This window comes from Ollibium composti (assembly GCF_004801285.1).
Classification (GTDB): domain Bacteria; phylum Pseudomonadota; class Alphaproteobacteria; order Rhizobiales; family Rhizobiaceae; genus Mesorhizobium; species Mesorhizobium composti.
On record NZ_SSNY01000003.1, the window covers coordinates 360,903 to 382,143 of the forward strand.

The 21,241-nt window shown below is 65.2% G+C and carries 19 protein-coding genes and 1 riboswitch; of the genes, 5 read left to right on the forward strand and 14 right to left on the reverse strand.

Annotated features, from left to right (window positions below; translation table 11 throughout):
- Positions 1 to 13: 13 nt before the first annotated feature.
- The 10 genes from gcvP to E6C48_RS07485 form a co-directional block, all read right to left on the reverse strand.
- On the reverse strand, positions 14 to 2,824 hold the full coding sequence (gcvP, locus tag E6C48_RS07440) for an aminomethyl-transferring glycine dehydrogenase (protein WP_136355633.1): 2,811 nt from the start codon (positions 2,822 to 2,824) through the stop codon (positions 14 to 16).
- A 12-nt stretch (positions 2,825 to 2,836) separates the two neighbouring features.
- A complete protein-coding gene (gene gcvH, locus E6C48_RS07445) occupies positions 2,837 to 3,205 on the reverse strand; it encodes a glycine cleavage system protein GcvH (protein WP_136355635.1) in 369 nt (122 codons plus the stop codon).
- 5 nt (positions 3,206 to 3,210) lie between these two features.
- On the reverse strand, positions 3,211 to 4,314 hold the full coding sequence (gcvT, locus tag E6C48_RS07450; RefSeq protein ID WP_136355637.1) for a glycine cleavage system aminomethyltransferase GcvT: 1,104 nt from the start codon (positions 4,312 to 4,314) through the stop codon (positions 3,211 to 3,213).
- A gap of 153 nt (positions 4,315 to 4,467) precedes the next feature.
- Positions 4,468 to 4,554, reverse strand: a riboswitch (glycine riboswitch).
- Between the two features lie 94 nt (positions 4,555 to 4,648).
- Entirely contained in the window at positions 4,649 to 5,038 is a 390-nt protein-coding gene (locus tag E6C48_RS07455; RefSeq protein WP_136355639.1) for a helix-turn-helix domain-containing protein, read from the reverse strand.
- Between the two features lie 157 nt (positions 5,039 to 5,195).
- Complete coding sequence (locus E6C48_RS07460) at positions 5,196 to 5,984, reverse strand: molybdopterin-binding protein (protein WP_136355641.1); 789 nt, start codon at positions 5,982 to 5,984, stop codon at positions 5,196 to 5,198.
- Position 5,985: 1 nt separating this feature from the next.
- Positions 5,986 to 6,852, reverse strand: a complete 867-nt coding sequence (locus tag E6C48_RS07465; RefSeq protein ID WP_136355643.1) for a cytochrome b/b6 domain-containing protein — start codon at positions 6,850 to 6,852, stop codon at positions 5,986 to 5,988.
- Positions 6,853 to 6,960: 108 nt separating this feature from the next.
- The gene (locus E6C48_RS07470) at positions 6,961 to 7,629 is read right to left on the reverse strand and encodes a DUF1345 domain-containing protein (protein ID WP_136355645.1); all 669 of its coding nucleotides are present in this window, start codon (positions 7,627 to 7,629) and stop codon (positions 6,961 to 6,963) included.
- Between the two features lie 4 nt (positions 7,630 to 7,633).
- The gene (locus E6C48_RS07475; protein WP_136355647.1) at positions 7,634 to 8,098 is read right to left on the reverse strand and encodes a YaiI/YqxD family protein; all 465 of its coding nucleotides are present in this window, start codon (positions 8,096 to 8,098) and stop codon (positions 7,634 to 7,636) included.
- Positions 8,095 to 8,664 (reverse strand): S-(hydroxymethyl)glutathione synthase, encoded by a 570-nt coding sequence (gene gfa / locus E6C48_RS07480; protein WP_136355649.1) that lies wholly within the window; start codon positions 8,662 to 8,664, stop codon positions 8,095 to 8,097. The genes E6C48_RS07475 and gfa overlap by 4 nt, the downstream gene beginning before the upstream one ends.
- Before the next feature lie 73 nt (positions 8,665 to 8,737).
- Positions 8,738 to 9,862 carry an S-(hydroxymethyl)glutathione dehydrogenase/class III alcohol dehydrogenase gene (locus tag E6C48_RS07485; protein WP_136355652.1) on the reverse strand — a complete coding sequence of 375 codons (1,125 nt, stop codon included), beginning with the start codon at positions 9,860 to 9,862 and terminating at the stop codon, positions 8,738 to 8,740.
- Between the two features lie 176 nt (positions 9,863 to 10,038).
- On the opposite strand from E6C48_RS07485, the gene E6C48_RS07490 reads away from it, so the two are divergent.
- From E6C48_RS07490 to E6C48_RS07500, 3 genes are all read left to right on the forward strand, one after another.
- Positions 10,039 to 12,051, forward strand: coding sequence for an acetyl-CoA carboxylase biotin carboxylase subunit (locus E6C48_RS07490; protein WP_136355654.1), 2,013 nt, complete (start codon positions 10,039 to 10,041; stop codon positions 12,049 to 12,051).
- A 97-nt stretch (positions 12,052 to 12,148) separates the two neighbouring features.
- Positions 12,149 to 15,676, forward strand: coding sequence for a DNA polymerase III subunit alpha (gene dnaE / locus E6C48_RS07495; protein ID WP_136355656.1), 3,528 nt, complete (start codon positions 12,149 to 12,151; stop codon positions 15,674 to 15,676).
- Positions 15,673 to 16,476, forward strand: coding sequence for a potassium channel family protein (locus E6C48_RS07500; RefSeq protein WP_136355658.1), 804 nt, complete (start codon positions 15,673 to 15,675; stop codon positions 16,474 to 16,476). The genes dnaE and E6C48_RS07500 overlap by 4 nt, the downstream gene beginning before the upstream one ends.
- 14 nt (positions 16,477 to 16,490) lie before the next feature.
- Here E6C48_RS07500 and E6C48_RS07505 read toward each other — a convergent pair whose 3' ends face one another.
- Complete coding sequence (locus tag E6C48_RS07505) at positions 16,491 to 17,372, reverse strand: DMT family transporter (RefSeq protein WP_136355660.1); 882 nt, start codon at positions 17,370 to 17,372, stop codon at positions 16,491 to 16,493.
- 166 nt (positions 17,373 to 17,538) lie between these two features.
- Between E6C48_RS07505 and E6C48_RS07510 the strand changes: the two genes are divergently transcribed.
- Complete coding sequence (locus E6C48_RS07510) at positions 17,539 to 18,027, forward strand: hypothetical protein (protein ID WP_136355944.1); 489 nt, start codon at positions 17,539 to 17,541, stop codon at positions 18,025 to 18,027.
- Between the two features lie 39 nt (positions 18,028 to 18,066).
- Here E6C48_RS07510 and E6C48_RS07515 read toward each other — a convergent pair whose 3' ends face one another.
- The gene (locus E6C48_RS07515) at positions 18,067 to 19,431 is read right to left on the reverse strand and encodes a DNA polymerase IV (RefSeq protein WP_136355662.1); all 1,365 of its coding nucleotides are present in this window, start codon (positions 19,429 to 19,431) and stop codon (positions 18,067 to 18,069) included.
- Between the two features lie 58 nt (positions 19,432 to 19,489).
- Between E6C48_RS07515 and E6C48_RS07520 the strand changes: the two genes are divergently transcribed.
- Complete coding sequence (locus tag E6C48_RS07520; protein ID WP_136355664.1) at positions 19,490 to 20,065, forward strand: GNAT family N-acetyltransferase; 576 nt, start codon at positions 19,490 to 19,492, stop codon at positions 20,063 to 20,065.
- Here E6C48_RS07520 and E6C48_RS07525 read toward each other — a convergent pair.
- A complete protein-coding gene (locus E6C48_RS07525; RefSeq protein ID WP_136355666.1) occupies positions 20,062 to 20,715 on the reverse strand; it encodes a hypothetical protein in 654 nt (217 codons plus the stop codon). The two genes, E6C48_RS07520 and E6C48_RS07525, sit on opposite strands and share 4 nt — an antisense overlap.
- Positions 20,712 to 21,011, reverse strand: a complete 300-nt coding sequence (locus E6C48_RS07530) for a DUF3572 domain-containing protein (protein WP_136355668.1) — start codon at positions 21,009 to 21,011, stop codon at positions 20,712 to 20,714. The genes E6C48_RS07525 and E6C48_RS07530 overlap by 4 nt, the downstream gene beginning before the upstream one ends.
- Positions 21,012 to 21,241: the final 230 nt, after the last annotated feature.

Genomic DNA, 21,241 nt, shown 5'->3' on the forward strand with positions numbered 1-21,241 from the left:
CCTGATGTGAAAATCACTCCGCTGCGTCGGAATATTCCGACAGCGGCGGGCAGGAGCAGACGAGGTTGCGGTCGCCGGCGACGTTGTCGATGCGCGACACCGGCGGCCAGTATTTGACCAGCGTGTCGGCGTTGCCGGCAGGGTAGGCCGCTTCCATGCGCGAATAGGGGTGAGTCCATTCGCCAGCCAGCGTTTCGGAGGCCGTATGCGGGGCGTTGACCAGTGGGTTGTCGTCCGCCGGCCATTCGCCCTTTTCCACCTTGGCTGCCTCGTCGGCGATGGCGATCAGCGCTTCGCACAGCCGATCCACCTCGGCCTTTGGCTCGGATTCGGTCGGCTCGACCATCAGCGTGCCGGCGACCGGGAACGACATGGTCGGCGCATGGAAACCGTAGTCGATCAGCCGCTTGGCGATGTCGTCCACCGTGATGCCCGAGCGGTCCTTGAGCACGCGCGTGTCGAGGATGCATTCATGCGCCACGCGCCCGCCGCGGCCGCGGTAGAGCACCGAATAGTGGTTGCCCAGCCTGGCCACCAGATAATTGGTCGACAGGATGGCGATCTCGGTCGCCTTCTTCAGCCCGTCCGGCCCCATCATGCGGATGTACATCCAGGTGATGGGCAGGATGGAAGCGCTGCCGAAGGGGGCTGCGGCCACGGCGTGCTCCGACCCTTCCGCGACGTGACCCGGCAGGTGCGGCGCCAGATGCGCCTTGACGCCGATCGGGCCGACACCTGGACCACCGCCGCCGTGCGGGATGCAGAAGGTCTTGTGCAGGTTCATGTGGCAGACGTCGGCGCCGATATCGCCCGGCCGGGCGAGCCCGACCAGCGCGTTGAGGTTGGCGCCGTCGAAATAGACCTGGCCGCCATGCGAATGCACGATGGCGCAGATATCCTTCGCACCTTCCTCGAACACGCCATGCGTGGACGGGTAGGTGAACATCAGCGCGGCGAGGTTGGCGCCGTGTTCAGCGGCCTTCGCCTTGAGGTCGTCGATGTCGATGTTGCCGTCGTCGGTGCAGCGCACCACCACCACGCTCATGCCGGCCATCGCGGCACTGGCCGGATTGGTGCCGTGCGCGGAGGAGGGGATGAGGCAGATATTGCGATGCCCTTCGCCGCGCGCCTTGTGGTAGCCGCGTATGGCGAGCAGGCCCGCGTATTCGCCCTGGCTGCCGGCGTTCGGCTGCAAGGTCACCGCATCGAAGCCGGTGATTTCGGCGAGCCACCCTTCGAGTTCATCGATCATGGCGCGGAAGCCGGCCGAATGCGCCTTGGGCGCAAACGGATGCAGGTTGGCGACGCTCGGCCAGGAGACCGGAATCATCTCAGCTGCGGCGTTGAGCTTCATGGTGCAGGAGCCGAGCGGGATCATGGCGCGGTCGAGCGCCAGGTCCTTGTCGGCCAGCCGGCGCAAGAAGCGCATCATGTCGGTTTCCGAGCGGTTCTCGTGGAACACCGGCTGGGTCAGGAATTCCTTGCCACGCGGTTTGCCCGGCAGGCTGGTCGCCGTCGCCGGCTTCGCCTTGGCGCCGAACAGGGCAGCGATCGCCGCGAGGTCTTCGGCGGTCGAGGTCTCGTCGAAGGCGACGCTGACATGGTTGGCATCGATGACGCGCAACAGCCGGCCGCCCTTTTCCGCTTCAGCGGCAATGGCTTGTGCCTTAGCCTTCACCTCGACTGTCACGGTATCGAAGCGACTGGTGCCGAGCACCTTGACGCCGGCTGCCGTCAGGCCTTCGGCGAGTCCGGCTGCCAGCGCGTGGATGCGCGAGGCGATGCCTTGCAGGCCGGCAGGGCCGTGCCAGATGGCATAGGCCGTCGCCATATTGGCGAGCAGCGCCTGCGCGGTGCAGATGTTGGAGGTCGCCTTGTCGCGGCGGATATGCTGCTCACGTGTCTGCAGCGCGAGCCGGAAACCGGGCCGGCCCTTGGTATCGACCGACTGGCCGACGAGACGGCCGGGCATCAGGCGGGTCAGCTTGTCCGACACGGCGCAATAGGCGGCGTGCGGGCCGCCGAAGCCCATCGGCACCCCGAAGCGCTGCATGGAGCCGACCGCGATGTCGGCGCCGAGGCTCGCGGGTGTCGCGGTGACGGTCAACGAAAGCGGGTCGGAAATGAAAACGACGATGGCGCCGGTTGCCTTCGCCTTCTCGATCGCCGCCTTGTGGTCGCCATAGACGCCGTTGGCGTCCGGCCACGAAACGATCAGCGCGGCGGTGTTGTCGTCGATGGTGTCGCCGTCGATCTCGATGCCGAGCGGTTCGGCGCGCGTGTTGAGCACGTCGAGCGTCTGCGGCAGCGGCGCGCCGGCAAGTGCTATCTTGTGGCGCTTGTCGCGATGATGGCGCACGGCGATGCCGACCGCTTCGGCGGCGGCCGTCGCCTCGTCCAACAGCGAGGCCGACGCCACCGGCAGGCCGGTCAGTTCGGTCACCAGCGTCTGGAAGTTGAACAGCATCTCCAGCCGGCCCTGGCTGATCTCGGCCTGGTAGGGCGTGTAGGCCGTGTACCAGGCCGGGTTCTCGAACATGTTGCGCAGGATGACCGGAGGCACCACGACGCCATGGTAGCCGGCGCCGATGAAGCTCTTCATCACCGTGTTCTTCGCCATGGTGGCGGAAAGCTCGGCAAGGGCCTCGGCCTCGCTGGCGGGCGCCGGCAGGCCGAGCGGCCGGTCGAGCCGGATCGACTTCGGAACCGCCTGATCGATCAGCGTCTCCACTGAAGGGACGCCGATACGGGCGAGCATGGCGCGGATGTCGTCGTCGCCGGGGCCGATATGGCGATCCGAGAAAGCGTAGGGTGCCGTGGTCATCTCATCCACCTGTCAGCCGATATGGGCCTGATAGCCGGCCTCGTCCAGAAGCCCGGCAAGCTGGCTTTCGTCGGCCAGCTTCATCTTCCACAGCCAGCCGTCGCCGGTTGGCGCGGAATTGACCAGCGCCGGGTCGGCCGACAGCGCCTCGTTGGCCGCGGTGATCTCGCCGTCGACCGGCGCGTAGACGTCCGAGGCCGCCTTGACGGACTCGACGACGACTGCGGTGTCGCCCTTGGAGAGCGTCTTGCCGACTTCCGGCAATTCGACGAAGACGAGGTCGCCGAGCTGCTCCTGCGCGTAGTCGGTGATGCCGACGGTGGCGATGCCGCCCTCGACGCTCAACCATTCGTGGTCGGTGGTGAAATAGGTCTTGGCCATCGGAATCATCCTTTGTGGTAGCGATGGGGTGAAAAGGGCAGGGCGGCGACGTCGACGGGAACCTTCGTCCCGCGCACGTCGGCGAACAGTTTGGTGCCGGCCTTGGCCAGCGGGGTAGATACGTAGCCCATGGCGACCGGGTGGCCGACCGAGGGGCCGAAGCCGCCGGAAGTCACCTCGCCGGCGGGGTTGCCGTCGGCGTCGGTGAGCTTCGTGCCGGCGCGCACCGGCTGGCGGCCTTCCGGCTTGAGGCCGACGCGCTTCGTCGCCGGGCCTTTTTCGAGGATGGCGCGCAGCGCGTCCGCGCCGACGAAAGTGCCGGACGCGCGGAGCTCCTTCGGGATCGCCCACATCAGCGCAGCACTTGCCGGGTCGGTCTCGGGCGAAAGGTCCTGCCCGTGCAGGCAGAGGCCGGCTTCCAGCCGCAGGCTGTCGCGCGCGGCAAGGCCGATCCACTGGACGCGCTCGTCGCCGGTGAGTTTTGCCAGCAGATCGCGAGCGTCGTTCTCGGGCAGGCCGATCTCGAAACCGTCCTCGCCGGTATAGCCCGACCGGCTCATGAACCAGTTCGCGCGCGGCTCGACGCCGTGCATGAAAGTCAGGGCATCGACGTCGAGGCCGGCGGCGCGCAGCACCTCGGCCGCTTCAGGCCCCTGTACTGCCAGGAAAACCCGGTCGAGCGGTTTCACTTCGGCATCGAAATCCTTGGCGAAGCCCTTGAGGTGTGCTTCGTCGGCGGCGGCGTTGCCGGCATTGGCCACGACCATAAAGCGCTCGGCGCCCAGCCGCGTGACGATCAGGTCGTCGCGGATGCCCGCTTGGTCGTTGAGGAAGAAAGTCAGCTTCGATTGCGACTGTTCGAGCGCGCCGGCATCGATCGGGCAGGCACGGTTGATGAGTGCCGCCGCGCCCGGTCCCGTCACCAGGAACAGCTTCATGTGCGAGATGTCAAACAGGCCGACATGATCGCGGCAATGCTGGTGCTCCTTCATGACGCCGGCCGGATAGGTGAGCGGCATTGACCAGCCGGCGAACCCGCCGAACCTGGCGCCCGCGGCCTTGTGCACATCTTCGAGAGGAAGGGTCTTTAAGTGTTCATCGCCCGCCATGAGGCCTCCAGATCAGAACAGCACGCATCGACCGCTTGCGCGGCCCGTTCGTGCCCCTCTGTCTGAAGCCTGAGAGACTCGGCGCCCCGGAACTCTGTCGGGGAGCCTTACACCTTCGGCGCGGGGCGGAACCCCCGACTTTCCAGAGCGTCTTTCCCGTCTACGGTTCTTTTGCCTGAGAGATTTCGGGCGATTTCCCCTTCGGCGGCAGCTTTCGCTGCTCTCTCCCGCAAACGGTAGGAGCCCAAAAGGCCCCGGACGAGTCATCCATAGCCCATGGGCGACACATTGTCACCTCTCGGCGACACAGGAAAATTCCGAGCCGACAAGCGGCCTATTCGGCCGGAGATTGGGCGAGCCTGTCGAGCCGGCCTTCGATGCGGCCGATGAGCAGGCCGGTTTCCGCATGCAACTGTTTCAGCTTGGCCAGTTGCTCGCCGACCAGCTTCATGGCCGTTTCTTCTTCGGGATCGGCGGGAGCCGTTCCCACGCCGTGCAGCAGCCAGGACAGGCTGACGCTCAGGATGCCCGATAATTTGTCCATGCGCAGCGCGCTGGGTTGGGAGCGATCACACTCCCAGGCGTTGATCGTCGAGGATTTCACCCCTAGCCGCCAGGCGACATCCTTGGTGGAGAGGCCGGTGGCCGCGCGTGCCCGCGAAAGCCGGCCGCCGAACGTGTCGAGATCCTGTTCCCGTTCAAAAATAGTCGTGGTGTCGGACACCCGAAACACCTCCTTGTTTGCTGTTTGAGGGAAGACGCTGGCCCTCACGGCCGACCGACAAAGCATGACCATGCAGCCGGCAATCGCAAGGCACGATTACGGATTTGTTCATAAACTATTGAAAACAAACGAAACTAATTGTGCTGAAAGCAGCAGGTCAGATGCCGCCGTACCAGTCGTAGCCGTAATCCTCCCAATAGCCGCCGCGCCCGCCGCCCATGGCGGCGAAGGAAGACACCAGCTCGATCTTGACCAGGTATTTCGGCATCTTGTAGCCGAGCTGGCGCTCGACGCGGGCGCGCAGCGGCGCGCCGTTTTCCACCGGCAGCGGCTTGCCGTTCAGGCCGTATGCCAAGATGGTCTGCGGATGGCGGGCATCGATCAGGTCGATCGAGCCGTAATATTTGACGTCGCCCGACTGGTTGCGGTCGATCGTGTCGAGGCAGTGGAACACGACGTAGCGGGCTTGCGGTTTCGCCACCGCCTGATCCAGCACCAGCGACAGCGGCGTGCCGGTCCATTTGGCGATGCAACTCCAGCCTTCGACGCAGTCGTGGCGGGTGATCTGCGTGCGCGCCGGCATGGCGTGAAGCTGGTCGAGGCTGAGCGACAGTGGCTTTTCCACCAGACCCGTAACCTCCAGCCGCCAGTCGGCGAAATTGTTGGAGAGCAGGGCTTTGTAGGTGGCGTCGTCGGGCGCGGTGACGCCGTTCGGCCGCATCGGCTGGCGGATGTCGGCCTCGGAAAACTCCGGCGCCAGCGCGTCGCGCGTCAGCAGTCGTTGGGCGCGGTGGGTGAGGTCGTTCGCCCCTTCGAGGAAGGAGCGCAGGCCGTCGCCCATGCCGAGATGGCTGTCGAAAGCGTCGCAGCCGGAAAGCATCAGGCCGGAGGCGCCGAGGCTCGCGGCGGTGAGGAACTTGCGGCGGCTGAGCTGGAATTTCGCCATGTCAGGGGCTCCTTTCGCCGTCGCTGCCGGGCGGGTCGGTGCGATACCAGCCGGTGACGATCGAGCGCAGTTCGTTGATCGGCCCGGCCGCCAGGATCATCAGCATGTGGACGATGAAGAACAGCACCAGGAGCACCATCACTGTGAAATGGATGGTGCGCGCCGTCTGCCGCCCGCCGAGCACCTCGTTCAGCCACGGCAGGAGTGAATCCACCGACGGCGACATGGCGAGCCCGGTCACGATCACCAGGGGCAGCAGGATGAACAGGACGCCGCCGTAGGCCAGCTTTTGCAGCGCGTTGTACTCGCGCGCATGATGGAATTTCAGCCGCAGGTGGGCGGCGATATCGCCGGGCAGGCGCCTGAAATCCTTCATGCGCGGCCACAGGTCGCGGGCGATATGCCCGTTGAGCAGGCCGGCGACGAGCCACACCAGCAGGGTCGCGCTCAACACCCAGGCGAAAAAGAAGTGGACCACCCGCGCCGTGCCGAGATCGTAATAGGAGGGGATCGTCGCCCAGGACGGGAAGGCGCGGGCTCGCTCCTGTCCCGGCGGACCGGACCAGCCGAGCACACCGGTGGTGTCGAAGGTGTGTCCGAAAATCCGCGTGAAGCCGCGCGGTCCGTTTTCGGTGTTCATCGCACCGATCTGGAAAACGGTGTTGTCGTAGCTGAAGCCGGATTCCTGGCCGATATAGAGCTGCGGCCGGGCGTTGAAGATCTGCAGGCCGGACAGGAGCATGAAGAACAGCGTGAACGCCCAGATCCAATGCGTCAGCCGCGTCCAGCGCGACTGGCGATAGACCAGGGGTCCCTTCGATGGAGCCTGCTCCACCTGCGGCGATCGATCGTGGACGGCGGCATCCATGTCGCGAGCCCTTCTGCCGCTCCCATGCGGCGCATGTTTTCATCTACCCCAATACGAGGCGACCGAAGCCGATGTTTCGGCTCTTCACGAATTGTTGTTGGCGGTCGCTCAGCTGCCGAGGCTGACGGCGAGATTGACGGCCGCCGCGACGATCACCGTATTGAAGAAGAACGACACCACCGAATGCAGCAGGACGATGCGGCGCATCTGCGTGGTCGAAACCTCCGTATCCGAGGTCTGCGAGGTCATGCCGACGGTGGTCGAGAAATAAAGGAAGTCCCAGCCTTCCGGCCGTTCCTTGCCGGCGAAGACGAGCCCGCCGACAGGTTTTTTCTTCTTCGAAGAGCTGTCGGTTTCGTTGTCGTCGATCCAGTAGACATGCGCGTAATGCAGGGCCGTCATGGCATGGATGGTGAACCAGCCGAGCGGAATGGAAAGCAGCGCGAAGGCGAGTTCCAGCGGATGAAAGCTGCCCTTGCTGTTGATGATCTGGAACAGCGACAAAAGGGCGGCGGCAACGACGCCTGCGGTGAGGGCGAAGATCAGCAATACCGGCAGGTCGGCGGCGCGCGCTCTTTTGCTCAGATAGTCCGCTGTCAGTTTCGGCATTTCGCGCAGCACCAGCGCGCAATAGACGGCGAAGGCGACGTCGGCACCGGCTGGAAAGGCGAGGCGCAGGCTGAAGAAGCCTGCCACCGCCGCAGCGGCGACACCGCAAACGGCGGCCACCACGAATTGGAGATGGCGCGCGAGGAAGGTGCTTTCGGAACCGGACATGCCGTCAACCCGCCGCCCTGATTGCCCGACGCAGGATGCGGTCCAGTTCGCCGAGGAAGCGCGACCGATCCTCGCGCGTGAAGCCGGCATTGTAGCCCTTGCTTTCGCCTGTCTCGCGCAGATGCTGTTTAAGGTCGCGCATCGCCACCGCCATGCCGATCGTCTCCGGCGTGAACGGCCGCCCGGTCGGCCCCAGAACATGTGCGCCCAGCGCCACGGCGCGCGCCGCCAGCGGAATGTCGGCCGTCACCACGATGTCGTTTGCCTTGGCGTTTTCCACGATCCAGTCGTCCGCCGCGTCGGCCTTTTCCTTCGGCACCACGACGTTGCGGATCATCGGGTCGCGCGAAGGCCGCACCCCTCCGTTGGAAACGAAGGTGACGGGCAGGCCATGCCGCTCCGCCACCCTCACCACTTCGTCCTTCACGGGACAGGCGTCGGCGTCGACGAGGATCTGCGGTCCGCTCAAGCCGGGAGCGCGCCCGACTTCTTGGCCGTCCATTCCGCGATATAGTCCATCAGGCCCGGCGACAGGCAGTCGTAGGGCGCCAGACCCGCCTTCGCCAGGCGGTTGCGGATGCCCTTCTTCTTCGCAGGCTGCACGCCGGCCTCGATAATGGAGGACACGAATGCCGCGAAGCCGGGCGGCGCCCAGCCGCTTTCCTGGAAGCGCTCGGGATGGATGAAAGATAGGCCCTGGAACGGATGCTCGCGCTCCACCGGCCCGTACATATGGACGCCGCAGGCGCGGCAGGCATGGCGCTGGATGAGCGCCTTCTTGTCCACCACCTTGAGCTTCGACTTGTTGGCGGTGACTTTGACATTGTCGGTCGGCACCACGGCGACCACCGAGAACAGCGCGCCGGCCGGCTTCCAGCACTTGGTGCAGCCACAGGCGTGGTTGTGCAGGACCTGCCCGGCGATCTCGACTTCCACCGGATTGTTGACGCACTGGCAGACCAGCGTGCCGCCCTTGAAGCGCGCGCTCTTCTTCGGCAGGCCCTTGTCGATACTCGGATGCAGTTTCTCAGCCATTCTCAGTCCTCCCTGTTGGCCGTTCAACGCGAAGTCGCTGGCCTGTGCGGTCGGCGGCTTTTTCCTCCTGAAATCAATAGACCACGACGCTGCGGATCGACTTGCCCTCGTGCATGAGGTCGAAGCCCTTGTTGATGTCCTCAAGCTTCAGCGTGTGGGTGATCATCGGGTCGATCTGGATCTTGCCGTCCATGTACCAGTCGACGATCTTCGGCACATCGGTGCGGCCGCGCGCCCCGCCGAAGGCGGTGCCCCTCCAACTGCGGCCGGTGACGAGCTGGAACGGCCGCGTCGAAATCTCCTGGCCGGCTCCTGCCACGCCGATGACGATCGACTGGCCCCAGCCGCGATGCGAGCATTCCAGCGCCTGGCGCATGACGGTGACGTTGCCGGTGCAGTCGAAGGTGTAGTCGGCACCGCCGATCTGATCGGCGCCGCGCTTGGTCATGTTGACGATCTCGGTGACGACGTTGTCGACCTTCTTCGGGTTGACGAAATGCGTCATGCCGAAGCGCTCGCCCCACGTCTTCTTGTCGTCGTTGACATCGACGCCGATAATCATGTCCGCGCCGGCGAGCTTAAGGCCTTGAATGACGTTGAGGCCAATGCCGCCGAGGCCGAACACGGCAGCGGTGGCGCCTTCCTCCACCTTGGCCGTGTTTATGACGGCGCCGATGCCGGTGGTGACGCCGCAGCCGATGTAGCAGATCTTGTCGAAGGGCGCGGCCGGGTCGACCTTGGCCACCGCGATCTCCGGCAGCACGGTGAAGTTGGAGAAGGTCGAGCAGCCCATGTAGTGGAAGATCTTGTCCTTGCCGATGGAGAAGCGGCTGGTGCCGTCCGGCATCAGGCCTTGCCCCTGCGTGGCTCGGATAGCGGTGCACAGATTGGTCTTGCGCGACAGGCAGGACGGGCACTGGCGGCATTCCGGCGTATAGAGCGGAATGACATGGTCGCCCTTCTTGACCGACGTCACGCCCTTGCCGACGTCGACCACCACGCCGGCGCCCTCATGGCCGAGGATGGCCGGGAAGATGCCTTCCGGATCGGCACCCGACAGCGTGAACTCGTCCGTGTGGCAGATGCCGGTCGCCTTGATCTCGACCAGCACCTCGCCCTCGCGCGGCCCGTCGAGGTCGACCTCCATGATCTCGAGCGGCTTTCCGGCTCCAACAGCCACGGCGGCGCGGGTTTTCATGGCATTCTCCTGCAAGGATTCGTCAGCGGCACGCTATCAGCCGGCTGCCCGCGGGGAAAGGGCGCAAGGGGCCCAATGGCGGGCGAAACCATGCACAGCCGTCTAGACCGTTCGTCGGCTTGAGCACACCTGCGGAACGTCATAAAGAAAAACCCCAGCCGGAGGACGATGCACGCATGTTCAAGAAGATCCTGATCGCCAACCGTGGCGAGATCGCCTGCCGTGTCATCAGGACGGCGAAGAAGGTGGGCATTGCCACGGTTGCGGTCTACTCCGACGCCGATCGAGACGCCGTGCATGTCGAGATGGCGGACGAGGCGGTTCATATCGGCCCGCCGGCTGCGGCGGAAAGCTATCTGGTCGCCGACAGGATCATCCAGGCCTGCAAGGACACAGGCGCCGAGGCCGTGCATCCGGGTTACGGCTTCCTGTCCGAGCGCGCTTCCTTCTGCGCGGCGTTGGAGAAGGAGGGCGTCGTCTTCATCGGCCCGAAGGTGAAGGCCATCGAGGCGATGGGCGACAAGATCGAATCGAAGAAGTTCGCCAACGCTGCCAAGGTCTCCACGGTGCCCGGCTATCTCGGCGTCATCGAGAACGCCGACCATGCCGAACAGATCGCCGACGAGATCGGCTATCCGGTGATGATTAAGGCGTCTGCCGGCGGCGGCGGCAAGGGCATGCGCATCGCCTGGGACAGGGCGGAAGTGCGCGACGGCTTCGACCGCGCCCGCTCGGAAGCGAAAAGCTCCTTCGGCGACGACCGCGTCTTCATCGAGAAATTCGTGGTCGAGCCGCGCCACATCGAAATCCAGGTCCTTGCTGACGGGCACGGCAATGCCATCTATCTCGGCGAGCGCGAATGCTCGATCCAGCGGCGTAACCAGAAGGTCGTCGAAGAGGCGCCGTCGCCGTTCCTCGACGAGAAGACGCGAGCCGCCATGGGCGAGCAGGCGGTGGCGCTGGCCAAGGCGGTGGACTACCAGAGCGCCGGCACGGTCGAGTTCATTGTCGACAAGAACAAGAACTTCTACTTCCTTGAAATGAATACACGTTTGCAGGTTGAACACCCGGTGACCGAGTTGATCACCGGGGTCGATCTGGTCGAACAGATGATCCGCGTGGCGGCGGGCGAGAAGCTTGCCATAGTGCAAAAGGACGTGACGCTGAACGGTTGGGCGGTGGAAAGCCGTCTCTATGCCGAAGACCCGTACCGCAATTTCCTGCCTTCCATCGGCCGGCTGACGCGCTACCGGCCGCCGGAAGAAGGAAAGTTCGGCGACGTGATCGTGCGCAACGACACCGGCGTCACCGAGGGCTCGGAAATCTCGATGTTCTACGATCCGATGATCGCCAAGCTGTGCACCTGGGCGCCGACCCGTGCGGAGGCGATCGACGCCATGTCGGAAGCGCTGGACGAGTTCGTCGTTGACGGCATCGAGCACAACATCCCGTTCCTGTCGGCCCTGATGCAGCATCCGCGCTGGCGTGAGGGGCGGCTTTCCACAGGCTTCATCGCCGAGGAATATCCCGACGGTTTCGCGCCGATCGAGCCGGGTGCCGACGACAAGGCGGTGCTGGCAGCCATCGCCACGGCCGTCGAGATCCTGCGCCGCGACAGGCTCGACCGGCTGACCGGCCGGCTGGCCCCGCATTCGGGCGCGCTGAAGACGGAATGGGTGGTCAAGATCGGCGGCGACTATCTCGCCGTCTCCATCCGCGACGGCATGGTTTCGATTCCCATGGAGATCGACCTGTCGGTCGAGGGCGGCAAGCCTTTCACCGTGACATCCGAATGGCGGCCCGGCGAGGCGGTGTGGCGCGGCACGGTCGGCGGCCGCTCGATCGCAGCCCAGCTTCGGCCGCTGCCGAACGGCCTGCGCATTGCTTGGAAAGGCATGTCGGTCAATGCTTTGACTATGCTGCCGCGCACCGCCGAGCTGGAACGGCTGATGCCGGTGAAGCTGCCGCCCGACACGTCGAAGCTGCTCCTGTGTCCGATGCCGGGCCTTGTCGTTTCCATCTCCGTCGCCGAAGGGCAGGAGGTCAAGGCCGGCGAGACGCTTGCCGTGGTCGAGGCGATGAAGATGGAAAACGTACTGCGCGCCGAGCGCGACCTGACCGTCGCCAAGCTGAACGCCAAGCCCGGCGACAGCCTTGCGGTCGATGCCGTCATCATGGAGTTCGCTTAGGCTTGTGCTGTGAACTGGGGAATGTTCGGCTGGCATCGCCGGGCCGGGACTAATACATTCGGGCCCGATCCCGAGTCCTTGCAAGCTGCGCGAACCCATGTCGGATGAAAGACTTCCCCGCGACCCCCTGAAGCGCGAGGCGCTTGTGCAGGCGGCCAAGCCGGAAAGGCCGACCCGTCCCTTCATTCATCTGCGCGTGCATTCCGCCTATTCGCTGCTGGAAGGGGCCTTGCAGCTCGGCAAGATCGTCGGCCATGCCTTGAAGGACGAGGCGCCGGCCATCGCCGTCACCGACACCAACAACCTGTTCGGCGCGCTGGAATTCGCCCAGAAGGCGGTGAAGGACGGCGTCCAGCCCATCGTCGGCTGCCAGCTCGACCTGGCGTTCTCGGGCGAGCCCGCCGACGGCCAGCGCGACCGGCGCCGGTCCGGTCCCGACTTGCGCCCCGTGGTGCTGATCGCGGCGAGCGAGGCCGGCTACGCCAATCTCGTGCGGCTGGTCAGCCGCGTCTATCTCGACACGCCCTCGGGCGAGGCGCTGCATATATCCACCGACATGCTGACAGCCTTGGCTGAGGGCATCATATGCCTGACCGGCGGGCCGCGCGGGCCGATCGGCAAGGCGCTCGGCGACGGCCACGCCGAACTGGCCGAGAGCCGCCTTCTGGCGCTCAAGAGCCTGTTCGGCGACCGGCTCTATGTCGAGCTGGAGCGCATGGGGGGCTATGACCGGGCGATCGAGAAGGCCACACTGGAACTGGCCTATCGGCACGAATTGCCGCTGGTCGCCACCAACGAGGCGTTCTTCCAGGCGCGCGAGGACTATGAGGCGCATGACGCACTGATCGCCATCGCCGAGGGCGCGGTGGTCGCGGCCGACGACCGGCGCCGGCTGTCGCCCGACAATCACCTGAAGTCTCAGGCCGAGATGGCGGCCTTGTTCGCCGATCTGCCAGAAGCGATCGACAACACCGTCGAGATCGCGCTGCGCTGCTCCTATTATCCGGTGAACCGCAAGCCGATCCTGCCGCGTTTCGCCGGCGCTGGCGTCGCCGACCCGGAGGCCGCCGAAAGGGCGGAAGCGGAGGAATTGAAACGTCAGGCGCGCGAAGGGCTTGTGAAGCGGCTGGCCGCACACGGCCCCACAGCCGGCCATACGCAAGAGGACTACGACAAGCGGCTGGAATACGAGCTGGGCATCATCGAGAAGATGAAGTTCCCCGGCTACTTCCTGATCGTCTCGGACTTTATCAAGTGGGCGAAGGCGCAGGACATTCCCGTCGGGCCGGGGCGCGGCTCCGGCGCCGGCAGCCTCGTCGCCTACGCCCTCACCATCACCGACATCGACCCGTTGCGTTTCTCGCTGCTGTTCGAGCGCTTCCTCAACCCCGACCGCGTGTCGATGCCCGACTTCGACATCGACTTCTGCCAGGACCGGCGTGAGGAGGTCATCCACTACGTGCAGGGCAAATACGGCCGCGACCAGGTCGGCCAGATCATCACCTTCGGAACCTTGCAGGCGAGGGCGGTGCTGCGCGACGTCGGCCGCGTGCTGCAGATGCCCTATGGCCAGGTGGACCGCCTGACCAAGATGGTGCCGCAGAACCCGGCCAATCCGGTCAAGCTGGCCGACGCCATCGCCAACGAGCCACGCTTCGCCGAGGAGGCGGAGAAGGAGCCGGTCGTCCAGACGTTGCTTGCCATGGCGCAGAAGCTGGAAGGGCTTTATCGCCATGCCTCCACGCACGCCGCCGGCATCGTCATTGGCGACAGGCCGCTGTCTGAGCTGGTGCCGATGTACCGCGATCCGCGCTCGGACATGCCGGTCACCCAGTTCAACATGAAATATGTCGAGCAGGCGGGACTGGTGAAGTTCGACTTCCTCGGCCTGAAGACGCTGACGGTGCTCGACATCGCCGTCAAGCTGATCCGCCGGCGCGGCGTGGACATCGATCTGGCGCATATCCCGCTTGATGACGAGAAGACCTATTCCATGCTGTCGCGCGGCGAGGTTGTCGGCGTGTTCCAGGTGGAAAGCGCGGGCATGCGCAAGGCGCTGATCGGCATGAAGCCGGATCGCATCGAGGACCTGATCGCGCTGGTGGCGCTCTATCGCCCCGGTCCGATGGAGAACATCCCGACCTACAATGCGAGAAAGCACGGCGAGGAGGAGACCGCCTCCATCCATCCCAAGATCGACCATCTGGTGAAGGAGACGCAAGGCGTCATCGTCTACCAGGAGCAGGTCATGCAGATCGCGCAGGAACTGGCCGGCTATTCGCTCGGCGAAGCCGACCTGTTGCGCCGCGCCATGGGCAAGAAGATCCGCGCCGAGATGGACAAGCAGCGCGAGCGCTTCGTTTCCGGCGCCGTCGAGCGCGGCGTTTCCAAGCCGCAGGCCGACTTCATTTTCGACCTTCTGGCCAAGTTCGCCGACTACGGCTTCAACAAGTCGCACGCCGCCGCCTATGCGGTCGTGTCCTACCAGACGGCCTACCTGAAGGCGCATTATCCGGTCGAGTTCCTCGCGGCCTCGATGACGCTCGACATGGCCAACACCGACAAGCTGGCCGACTTCCGGCAGGACGCGATGCGTCTCGACATCGAGGTGATGGCACCTTCGGTGCAAACCTCGTTCCGCGACTTCGAGGTAGCGGAAAACCGCATCTTTTATTCGTTGGCTGCCATCAAGGGCGTCGGCGACGCCGCCGTTCATCACATCGTCGAAAGGCGCGGCGACAAGCCGTTCAAGAGCCTCGCCGACTTTTGCGAGCGGATCGACCCCAAGATCGTGGGAAAACGCGTTTTCGAAAGCCTGACCATGGCCGGCGCGCTGGATTGCTTCGGCCATGATCGCGCCGCCATGATGGCCGGTGTCGATCGCATGATGGGGCTGGCCGCCCTTGCGCATGAGAACGCCGTGCTCGGCCAGGCCGATATTTTCGGTGCTTCGCTGGGGGCGCAATCGCAGGCGCTGGCGTTGCCGCCCGCCGAGCCGTGGCTGCCGGCGGACAGGCTGCACCGCGAATTCCAGGTCGTCGGCTTCTATCTCTCCGCGCACCCGCTGGATGAGTACAAGGCGGTGATGGAAAAGTTGCGCGTGCAGAACTGGGCGGAGTTTTCCGCCGCCGTCAAGCGCGGCGCCACGGCCGGCCGGCTGGCTGGCACCGTGACCTCGAAGCAGGAGCGCAAGACCCGCACCGGCAACAAGATGGGCGTCGTCAATTTTTCCGACATGACCGGCCAGTACGAGGCCGTGATGTTTTCCGAGACGCTGGTGCAGTATCGCGACATGCTGGAGCCCGGCAAATCGGTGGTCATCACCGTTTCGGCGGAAGACCGGCCGGAAGGCATCAACATGCGCATCCAGACCGTGCAATCACTGGACGATATGGCCGGCCAGGTGCAGAAATCGCTGCGCATTTTCCTGCGCGATGCCGGCCCCGTCGGCACGCTGGCCAGCCAGCTCGGCGTGAAGGGCGAAGGGCAGGTGAGCTTCGTCATCATCAAGGGCGATGCCCAGGGCGAGGTCGAGGTCGCGCTTCCGGATCGCTATCGCATCGGCCCGCGCGAAGCGTCCGCCCTGCGCGCCGTTCCGGGCGTGGTTGAAGTGGAACTGGTGTGACCGGCGCCGAAGCCAAGGAACAGGAGCAACGGACCGGCCTGGCGCGGCTGCGCGATATCTTGCGCAAGCTCTACCACGGCACGTCGCCGGCCGCGTTTCGCTTCCAGTTCGCGGCCATCATCGTCGATCTGGCGATCATCGCCTTCTTCATAGCGACGCCGGTGCTGCAGGAATCGCGGTCGTTCCTGTGGCTGGACTATATGGTGGCGGCTCTCGTCGCCGCCGATCTCGGTGCCCGGTTGCTCGCTTCCACCGATCCGCTCAGGCTGATGAAGCAGCCCGCCTCATGGGTGGACGTTTTCATCCTCGTCACCCTGCTTTTCCCGACTGCGCTCGCCAATCTCGGCTTCCTGCGTATTCTGCGCCTGTGGTCGCTGTCGCGCGGCGGCGCGATCTGGCGCCATTTCAGGCGTGGTAAGGTGCGCGAATGGCGCGATGCCAGCCAGGCCGTGGTCAACCTGGTGACGTTCCTGCTGGTGGTTACAGGCTTCGTCTACACCTTTTTCTTTCGCACCGGCGCCGGCATCGCTGGCTATGTCGACGCGATGTATTTCACGGTCGCGACGATAACCACGACCGGCTTCGGCGATCTCGTGCTGCCGGGCGTGGCGGGCAAGCTCACCGCCATCGTCACCATGCTCATCGGTATCTCGCTGTTCGTGCGATTGGCACAGGCGATCTTCAGGCCCTACAAGGTCTATTTCCCGTGCCCGCAATGCGGCCTGTCGCGCCACGAACCGGACGCCGTGCATTGCAAGGCCTGCGGCCACTTGCTCAAGATTCCCGACGAGGGGCAGTAGTTGGCGGCTACGCGTCAGCTTGCCGCCGCCTCGGCCGGCCCCGGCTGGCGGCGCTGGATGTTGAGCAGGTTGCCGGACAGCACCAATACGGCGCCGAGCGCCGTAAAGGCGTCGATCTGCTCGGAATAGACCGCCCAGCCAAGCAGGGCTGATAGCGGCACGCGCAGGAAATCCATCGGCGACACCAGCGTCGCATCGGCATAGGTCAGCGCCCGCGCCAGGCACAGGTGCGACGACATGCCTGAAAAGGCGATGACCACGATCCAAGGCCACAGGTAAAGCGGTGGGTTCTGCCATTCGTAGAGGGCGGGAACCAGCCCGATGGCGGATTGCACGACCAGCATCCAGAAGATGATGCGCAGCACCCTGTCCGTCCGCGTCAGCGATTTTACCATCACCACCGACATGCCGAAGCAGACCGCGGCTCCCAGCACCACCAGATGGCCGGTGCTGAGCGACCCCGCGCTCGGTCGCACAATGATGACGACGCCGATCAGGCCGAGTACGACGGACGCGATACGCGCCTTGTCGAGTTTCTCGCCGAGGAAGGCTACGGCCAGCAGGGCCGTCCAGATCGGCGTCGTGAATTCGATCGAGACCAGAACGCCGAGCGGGATGAGCGTCAGCGCATAGAGCCATGCGCCCTGGCCGACATAGTGGACGGCGTTTCGCGCGATGTGGAGAGGAAGGCGCGACGAGCGCATCGATGCGAACCCTCCGGTGGCCAGCACCGCCGGAAGCAGGATGAACCAGCCGATCACCGAGCGCAGTTCCAGCACCTGGAAGACGTTGAGGATTCGCGTCGTTTCGCGCCCGGCAACCGACATCGCCAGGAAGGAAGCGATCGACAAGGCCATCCAGAAGGCGGCTTTCGCGATGGAGGGTTGAGGTGCCATCGCCGCTCTGTGACAGGCTCGCGGTCGGGCCGCAATCGCTATCGGGAAATCTTCGCATGGGCCAGAGCCCGCGTAACGAAAAGGAACCTGGCTTGGCCGGCAGCGTTGCGCCCGGTACTTTCCGGAAACGGGACAGGAGAACACATTGAGATCGATCCTGCATATCATGGCCCTGGTCGGCTGCGTGATGGCCGGTGCGGGTTCGGCCCGTGCCGACGAATCGGCTTTCCTGAAGTCGATGGAGGGCAGTTGGGCAGGCAAAGGCTCGGTCAAGGTGCGTATCACGGCGCCGACGATCCGTGTTTCCTGCAAATTCAAGTCGACTGCCGCCGCCGACTCTCTGGCGCTGGATGGCGACTGCCGGGGGCTCCTTGTCTTCTCCAGACATTTCAGTGCGACGCTGAAATCCAGCGGCTCAAAATATTCGGGCTCTTATGTCGGTTCCGCGACCGGTCCTGCGGGGCTGAATGGCGTGCGCAAGGGCAGCGCGATCAATCTCGGCATCACCTGGGCAAAGCCGGTCAACGGCGACCGCACCGCCAGGATGACGGTCGAGAAAAACGGCGACGACGGCATGACGCTGACCACGACCGACACTGATCTCAGGACCGGCGAGGCCGTGGTGACCAGCCGGATCGAACTGAAGCGCATGTGAATCGTTGGACGGCCGGCGCGTTGCTGGGTCGGCAGGCTTCTAGATTCGCTCCCAAGGGTGCTGGACTTCCGGTCCCTCGTCCTCGTCGGGTCGGGCCGGGCGGCCGCGATGCCCCTTGCCGAAGGTGTAGCCCGTCTCGACCGCCTTGCCGCCGAACTTGTCACGCAGTGCGTCGATGGCGCCTTCGGCAAGCGCGCGCTTGCGCGCCTGCACGTCCACGAGGTCGGGCGGATCGGCCTTGCCGTCGTCCGAAATGTCGCTGACGCCGATGCCGAGCAGCCGGTAGCGGGTGCCGTCCATCTCGCGGCGCAACAGGTCGAGGCCGGTGGAGAAGATGCGGTCGGCCAGCCGCGTCGGGTCGCCGAGCTGCCGGTTGCGGGTGCGGATTTTGAAATCGGCCGACTTCAGCTTGAGCACGACGGTGCGGCCGGCGAGCCCGGCTTTCCTCAGTCGCGCCGCCACCTTTTCCGAAAGCGACCGCAGCACCGGTACGAGGTCGTCCGCCGAGGCAAGGTCCATGTCGAAGGTCGTTTCGGCCGAAACGCTCTTGGTGTCGCGGTCGGCGTGGATGCGCCGGTCATCCTCGCCGCGCGCGAGGTGATAGAGCCGGTCGCCCATGGTGCCGTAGCGGCGCATCAGTTCGTTGCGCTCCATGCGCTGCAACTGGCCGATCAGGCGGATGCCGTCGCGCTCCAGCACGGCGGCGAAGGCCTTGCCGACGCCCCAGATCAGCGTCACCGGCTGCTCGGCCAGAAACTCCTGCGCTTCCACCTCGCCGATGATGGAGAAGCCGCGCGGCTTGCGGAAATCCGACGCCACCTTGGCGAGGAACTTGCAGTAGGAAAGACCGGTGGAGACGGTGATGCCGATCTCCTTTTCCACCTGCAGCGCGAAGCGCGCCAGCACGAGTGCCGGCGGCAAGCCGTGCAGCCTTTCTGTGCCGGCGAGGTCGAGGAAGGCTTCGTCGATCGAGATCGGTTCGACCAGCGGCGTCAGCGCCTGCATCATGGCGCGCACCTCTCGCCCGACGCGGACGTATTTTTCCATGTCCGGCTTGATGACGATCGCTTCCGGGCAGGCTTCCAGCGCCTTGAACATCGGCATGGCCGAGCGCACGCCCTGTATGCGGGCGATGTAGCAGGCAGTGGAAACCACGCCGCGCTTGCCGCCGCCGATGATGACGGGCTTGTCGCGCAGCGCCGGGTTGTCGCGCTTTTCGACCGCCGCATAGAAGGCGTCGCAGTCGATATGGGCCAGATGCAGCCCGTAGAGTTCGGCGTGGCGGGCGAGTCGGGGGCTGCCGCAGCGCTCGCAACGGCGGACCGGCCCGCTTTGCAATCGCAGGCAGTCGCGGCAGAAACCGTGTTCCGGATCGTTGACAGGGATCGCCATGGATGCGAACATAAAGAGAACAATTGCAAATCTAGTCTACATGATCGGACGGGACAAGGCGACCGGACCCATGGCCATTTCGATCGAACCGGTGACGGCGGAATTTTGGCCGGCCTTCGAGGATTTGTTCGGCAAGCAGGGCGCCTGCTATGGCTGCTGGTGCACGCATTTCCGGCTGCCGCCGGCGGTGCGCCGCGAGAACAATCGCGAGCGCAACAAGGATCACATTCGCTCGCGCATCGAGGTCGGGCCGCCGCCGGGCCTGCTTGCCTTCGACGACGGACAGGCGGTCGGCTGGATGCAGGTCGGCCCGCGCGCCGACGTGCCGGAGTGGAACAATCAGGGCAGGGGATCGGCGCCGCTGGAGCAGGCAGACGCCGCCGATCCGGCCGTCTGGGCGATCTCGTGCTTCTTTATCCGTACGAAGGCACGCGGCCATGGTCTGACGCATCGGCTGGTGGAAGGCGGCGTCGGCTTCGCTCGGGAAAACGGCGCGCGCTACCTTGAGGCGTGCCCGATGGACCTTTCCAAGGATTCGCGTTCCATCGGCCTGTTCGTCGGCTCCTCGCGGGTGTTCGAGAAGGCCGGCTTCCACAGGATAGCGGAACGCAAGGCCGGTCGGCCGCTGATGCGGCTGGTACTTTAGATTCCGAGCGCCTCGGCGATCCTCGGCGTAGCCTCGCGCCAGTCGTGGACCGGAACGATGTCGTCCGGCAGCGGCGGCAGGAAAGCGCGCAGCGAATTGTCGGCCATCAGGTGGAAAAGGTGCACGTCCGGCACCGACTGGCGTGCCGAGACGAGGTTGTTCGGCTGGTCGTCGACGAAGGCGACGGGGCGGCCGCTGGCGCCGCGCAGGCGCGCCACCGCCGGCCCCTTGGCCATTTCCGTGGTGAGCAGCGGGTAGGACAGGCCGAGCGCGTCGAGATGCGCTCGCCGGGTGGCGCGATGGCGGTGGAACATCGCCGTCAACAGCACGATCTCGACCTGCTCGCCGAGCACGGCCAGCGCTTCGGCCGCACCCTCCGTGATCGTCTGCCACTCTGACTGTCCGTCGAAGAAAGCGTCGAGCAGGGCCGTCACTTCCGTCTGTTCCACCAGCCGCCCGGTCGCCGTCTCGGCGATGTTGCCGGTCAGCCGGAAGGACGAGATGGTCAGCTTGAAGCCCTGCTGCTCGAGGAATTTCGGAAACGGCCGGATGAACTCCAGCACGACGTCGTCGACGTCGAGCACCAGCAGCGGCCGGTCGTCGGCCGCCAGTTCCTCGATCTGGCGCAGCGTTTCGGGATCGTCGCTCATATCGACCGCTCGTGGTTGTCGTCGCCGGCGGGCAGCGCCTTCAACGCCATGCCCACCGCCGGCGGCGGCGTTCCGGTTTCCTCGCAGAAGCGCATCAGGGTCGGCTCGTGCGCCAGGACGAATTGCAGCACGCCGGCCAGGAAGCCCGGTTCCGCGGCGGCGCGGCGGATGGACGACGCCTCGATGCCGGTAAGGGCCAGGAAGCGCGGCAGAAGCTCCGGATCCGCCGCCACGAAGCCGAGCGCGCGGATCGCAACGGCTTCCGCCTCCTCGCGCATTGACGCTGGATTTGCCATCACTACCTTTGGCTTGCGAGTGATTGAGTCTGCCTTCCGCAGTAGCCGCAAGTGCCCGGCACGACAAGGCCGGTGTCAGCCTCGCACGGGAATCGAGCGCCTTTTCAACCGCCGGTTTCCGTTTCGTCAATTATCTTGCGGTAGGTTCGGCGCCGGGTTTGGTGCGTTTGCCCCGCGAACGCGAACGGCGGTGTTCGGACGAAGGCCGCCGGGACGGGAAGTCGATGCCG

Bases quoted from the DNA above. Each gene is read 5' to 3' on its own strand.
- gcvP (WP_136355633.1), bottom strand. From the start codon at position 2,824: ATGACCACGGCACCCTACGCTTTCTCGGATCGCCATATCGGCCCCGGC.
- gcvH (WP_136355635.1), bottom strand. From the start codon at position 3,205: ATGGCCAAGACCTATTTCACCACCGACCACGAATGGTTGAGCGTCGAG.
- gcvT (WP_136355637.1), bottom strand. From the start codon at position 4,314: ATGGCGGGCGATGAACACTTAAAGACCCTTCCTCTCGAAGATGTGCAC.
- E6C48_RS07460 (WP_136355641.1), bottom strand. From the start codon at position 5,984: ATGGCGAAATTCCAGCTCAGCCGCCGCAAGTTCCTCACCGCCGCGAGC.
- E6C48_RS07465 (WP_136355643.1), bottom strand. From the start codon at position 6,852: ATGGATGCCGCCGTCCACGATCGATCGCCGCAGGTGGAGCAGGCTCCA.
- E6C48_RS07470 (WP_136355645.1), bottom strand. From the start codon at position 7,629: ATGTCCGGTTCCGAAAGCACCTTCCTCGCGCGCCATCTCCAATTCGTG.
- gfa (WP_136355649.1), bottom strand. From the start codon at position 8,664: ATGGCTGAGAAACTGCATCCGAGTATCGACAAGGGCCTGCCGAAGAAG.
- E6C48_RS07485 (WP_136355652.1), bottom strand. From the start codon at position 9,862: ATGAAAACCCGCGCCGCCGTGGCTGTTGGAGCCGGAAAGCCGCTCGAG.
- E6C48_RS07490 (WP_136355654.1), top strand. From the start codon at position 10,039: ATGTTCAAGAAGATCCTGATCGCCAACCGTGGCGAGATCGCCTGCCGT.
- dnaE (WP_136355656.1), top strand. From the start codon at position 12,149: ATGTCGGATGAAAGACTTCCCCGCGACCCCCTGAAGCGCGAGGCGCTT.
- E6C48_RS07505 (WP_136355660.1), bottom strand. From the start codon at position 17,372: ATGGCACCTCAACCCTCCATCGCGAAAGCCGCCTTCTGGATGGCCTTG.
- E6C48_RS07510 (WP_136355944.1), top strand. From the start codon at position 17,539: ATGGCCCTGGTCGGCTGCGTGATGGCCGGTGCGGGTTCGGCCCGTGCC.
- E6C48_RS07515 (WP_136355662.1), bottom strand. From the start codon at position 19,431: ATGTTCGCATCCATGGCGATCCCTGTCAACGATCCGGAACACGGTTTC.
- E6C48_RS07520 (WP_136355664.1), top strand. From the start codon at position 19,490: ATGGCCATTTCGATCGAACCGGTGACGGCGGAATTTTGGCCGGCCTTC.
- E6C48_RS07525 (WP_136355666.1), bottom strand. From the start codon at position 20,715: ATGAGCGACGATCCCGAAACGCTGCGCCAGATCGAGGAACTGGCGGCC.
- E6C48_RS07530 (WP_136355668.1), bottom strand. From the start codon at position 21,011: ATGGCAAATCCAGCGTCAATGCGCGAGGAGGCGGAAGCCGTTGCGATC.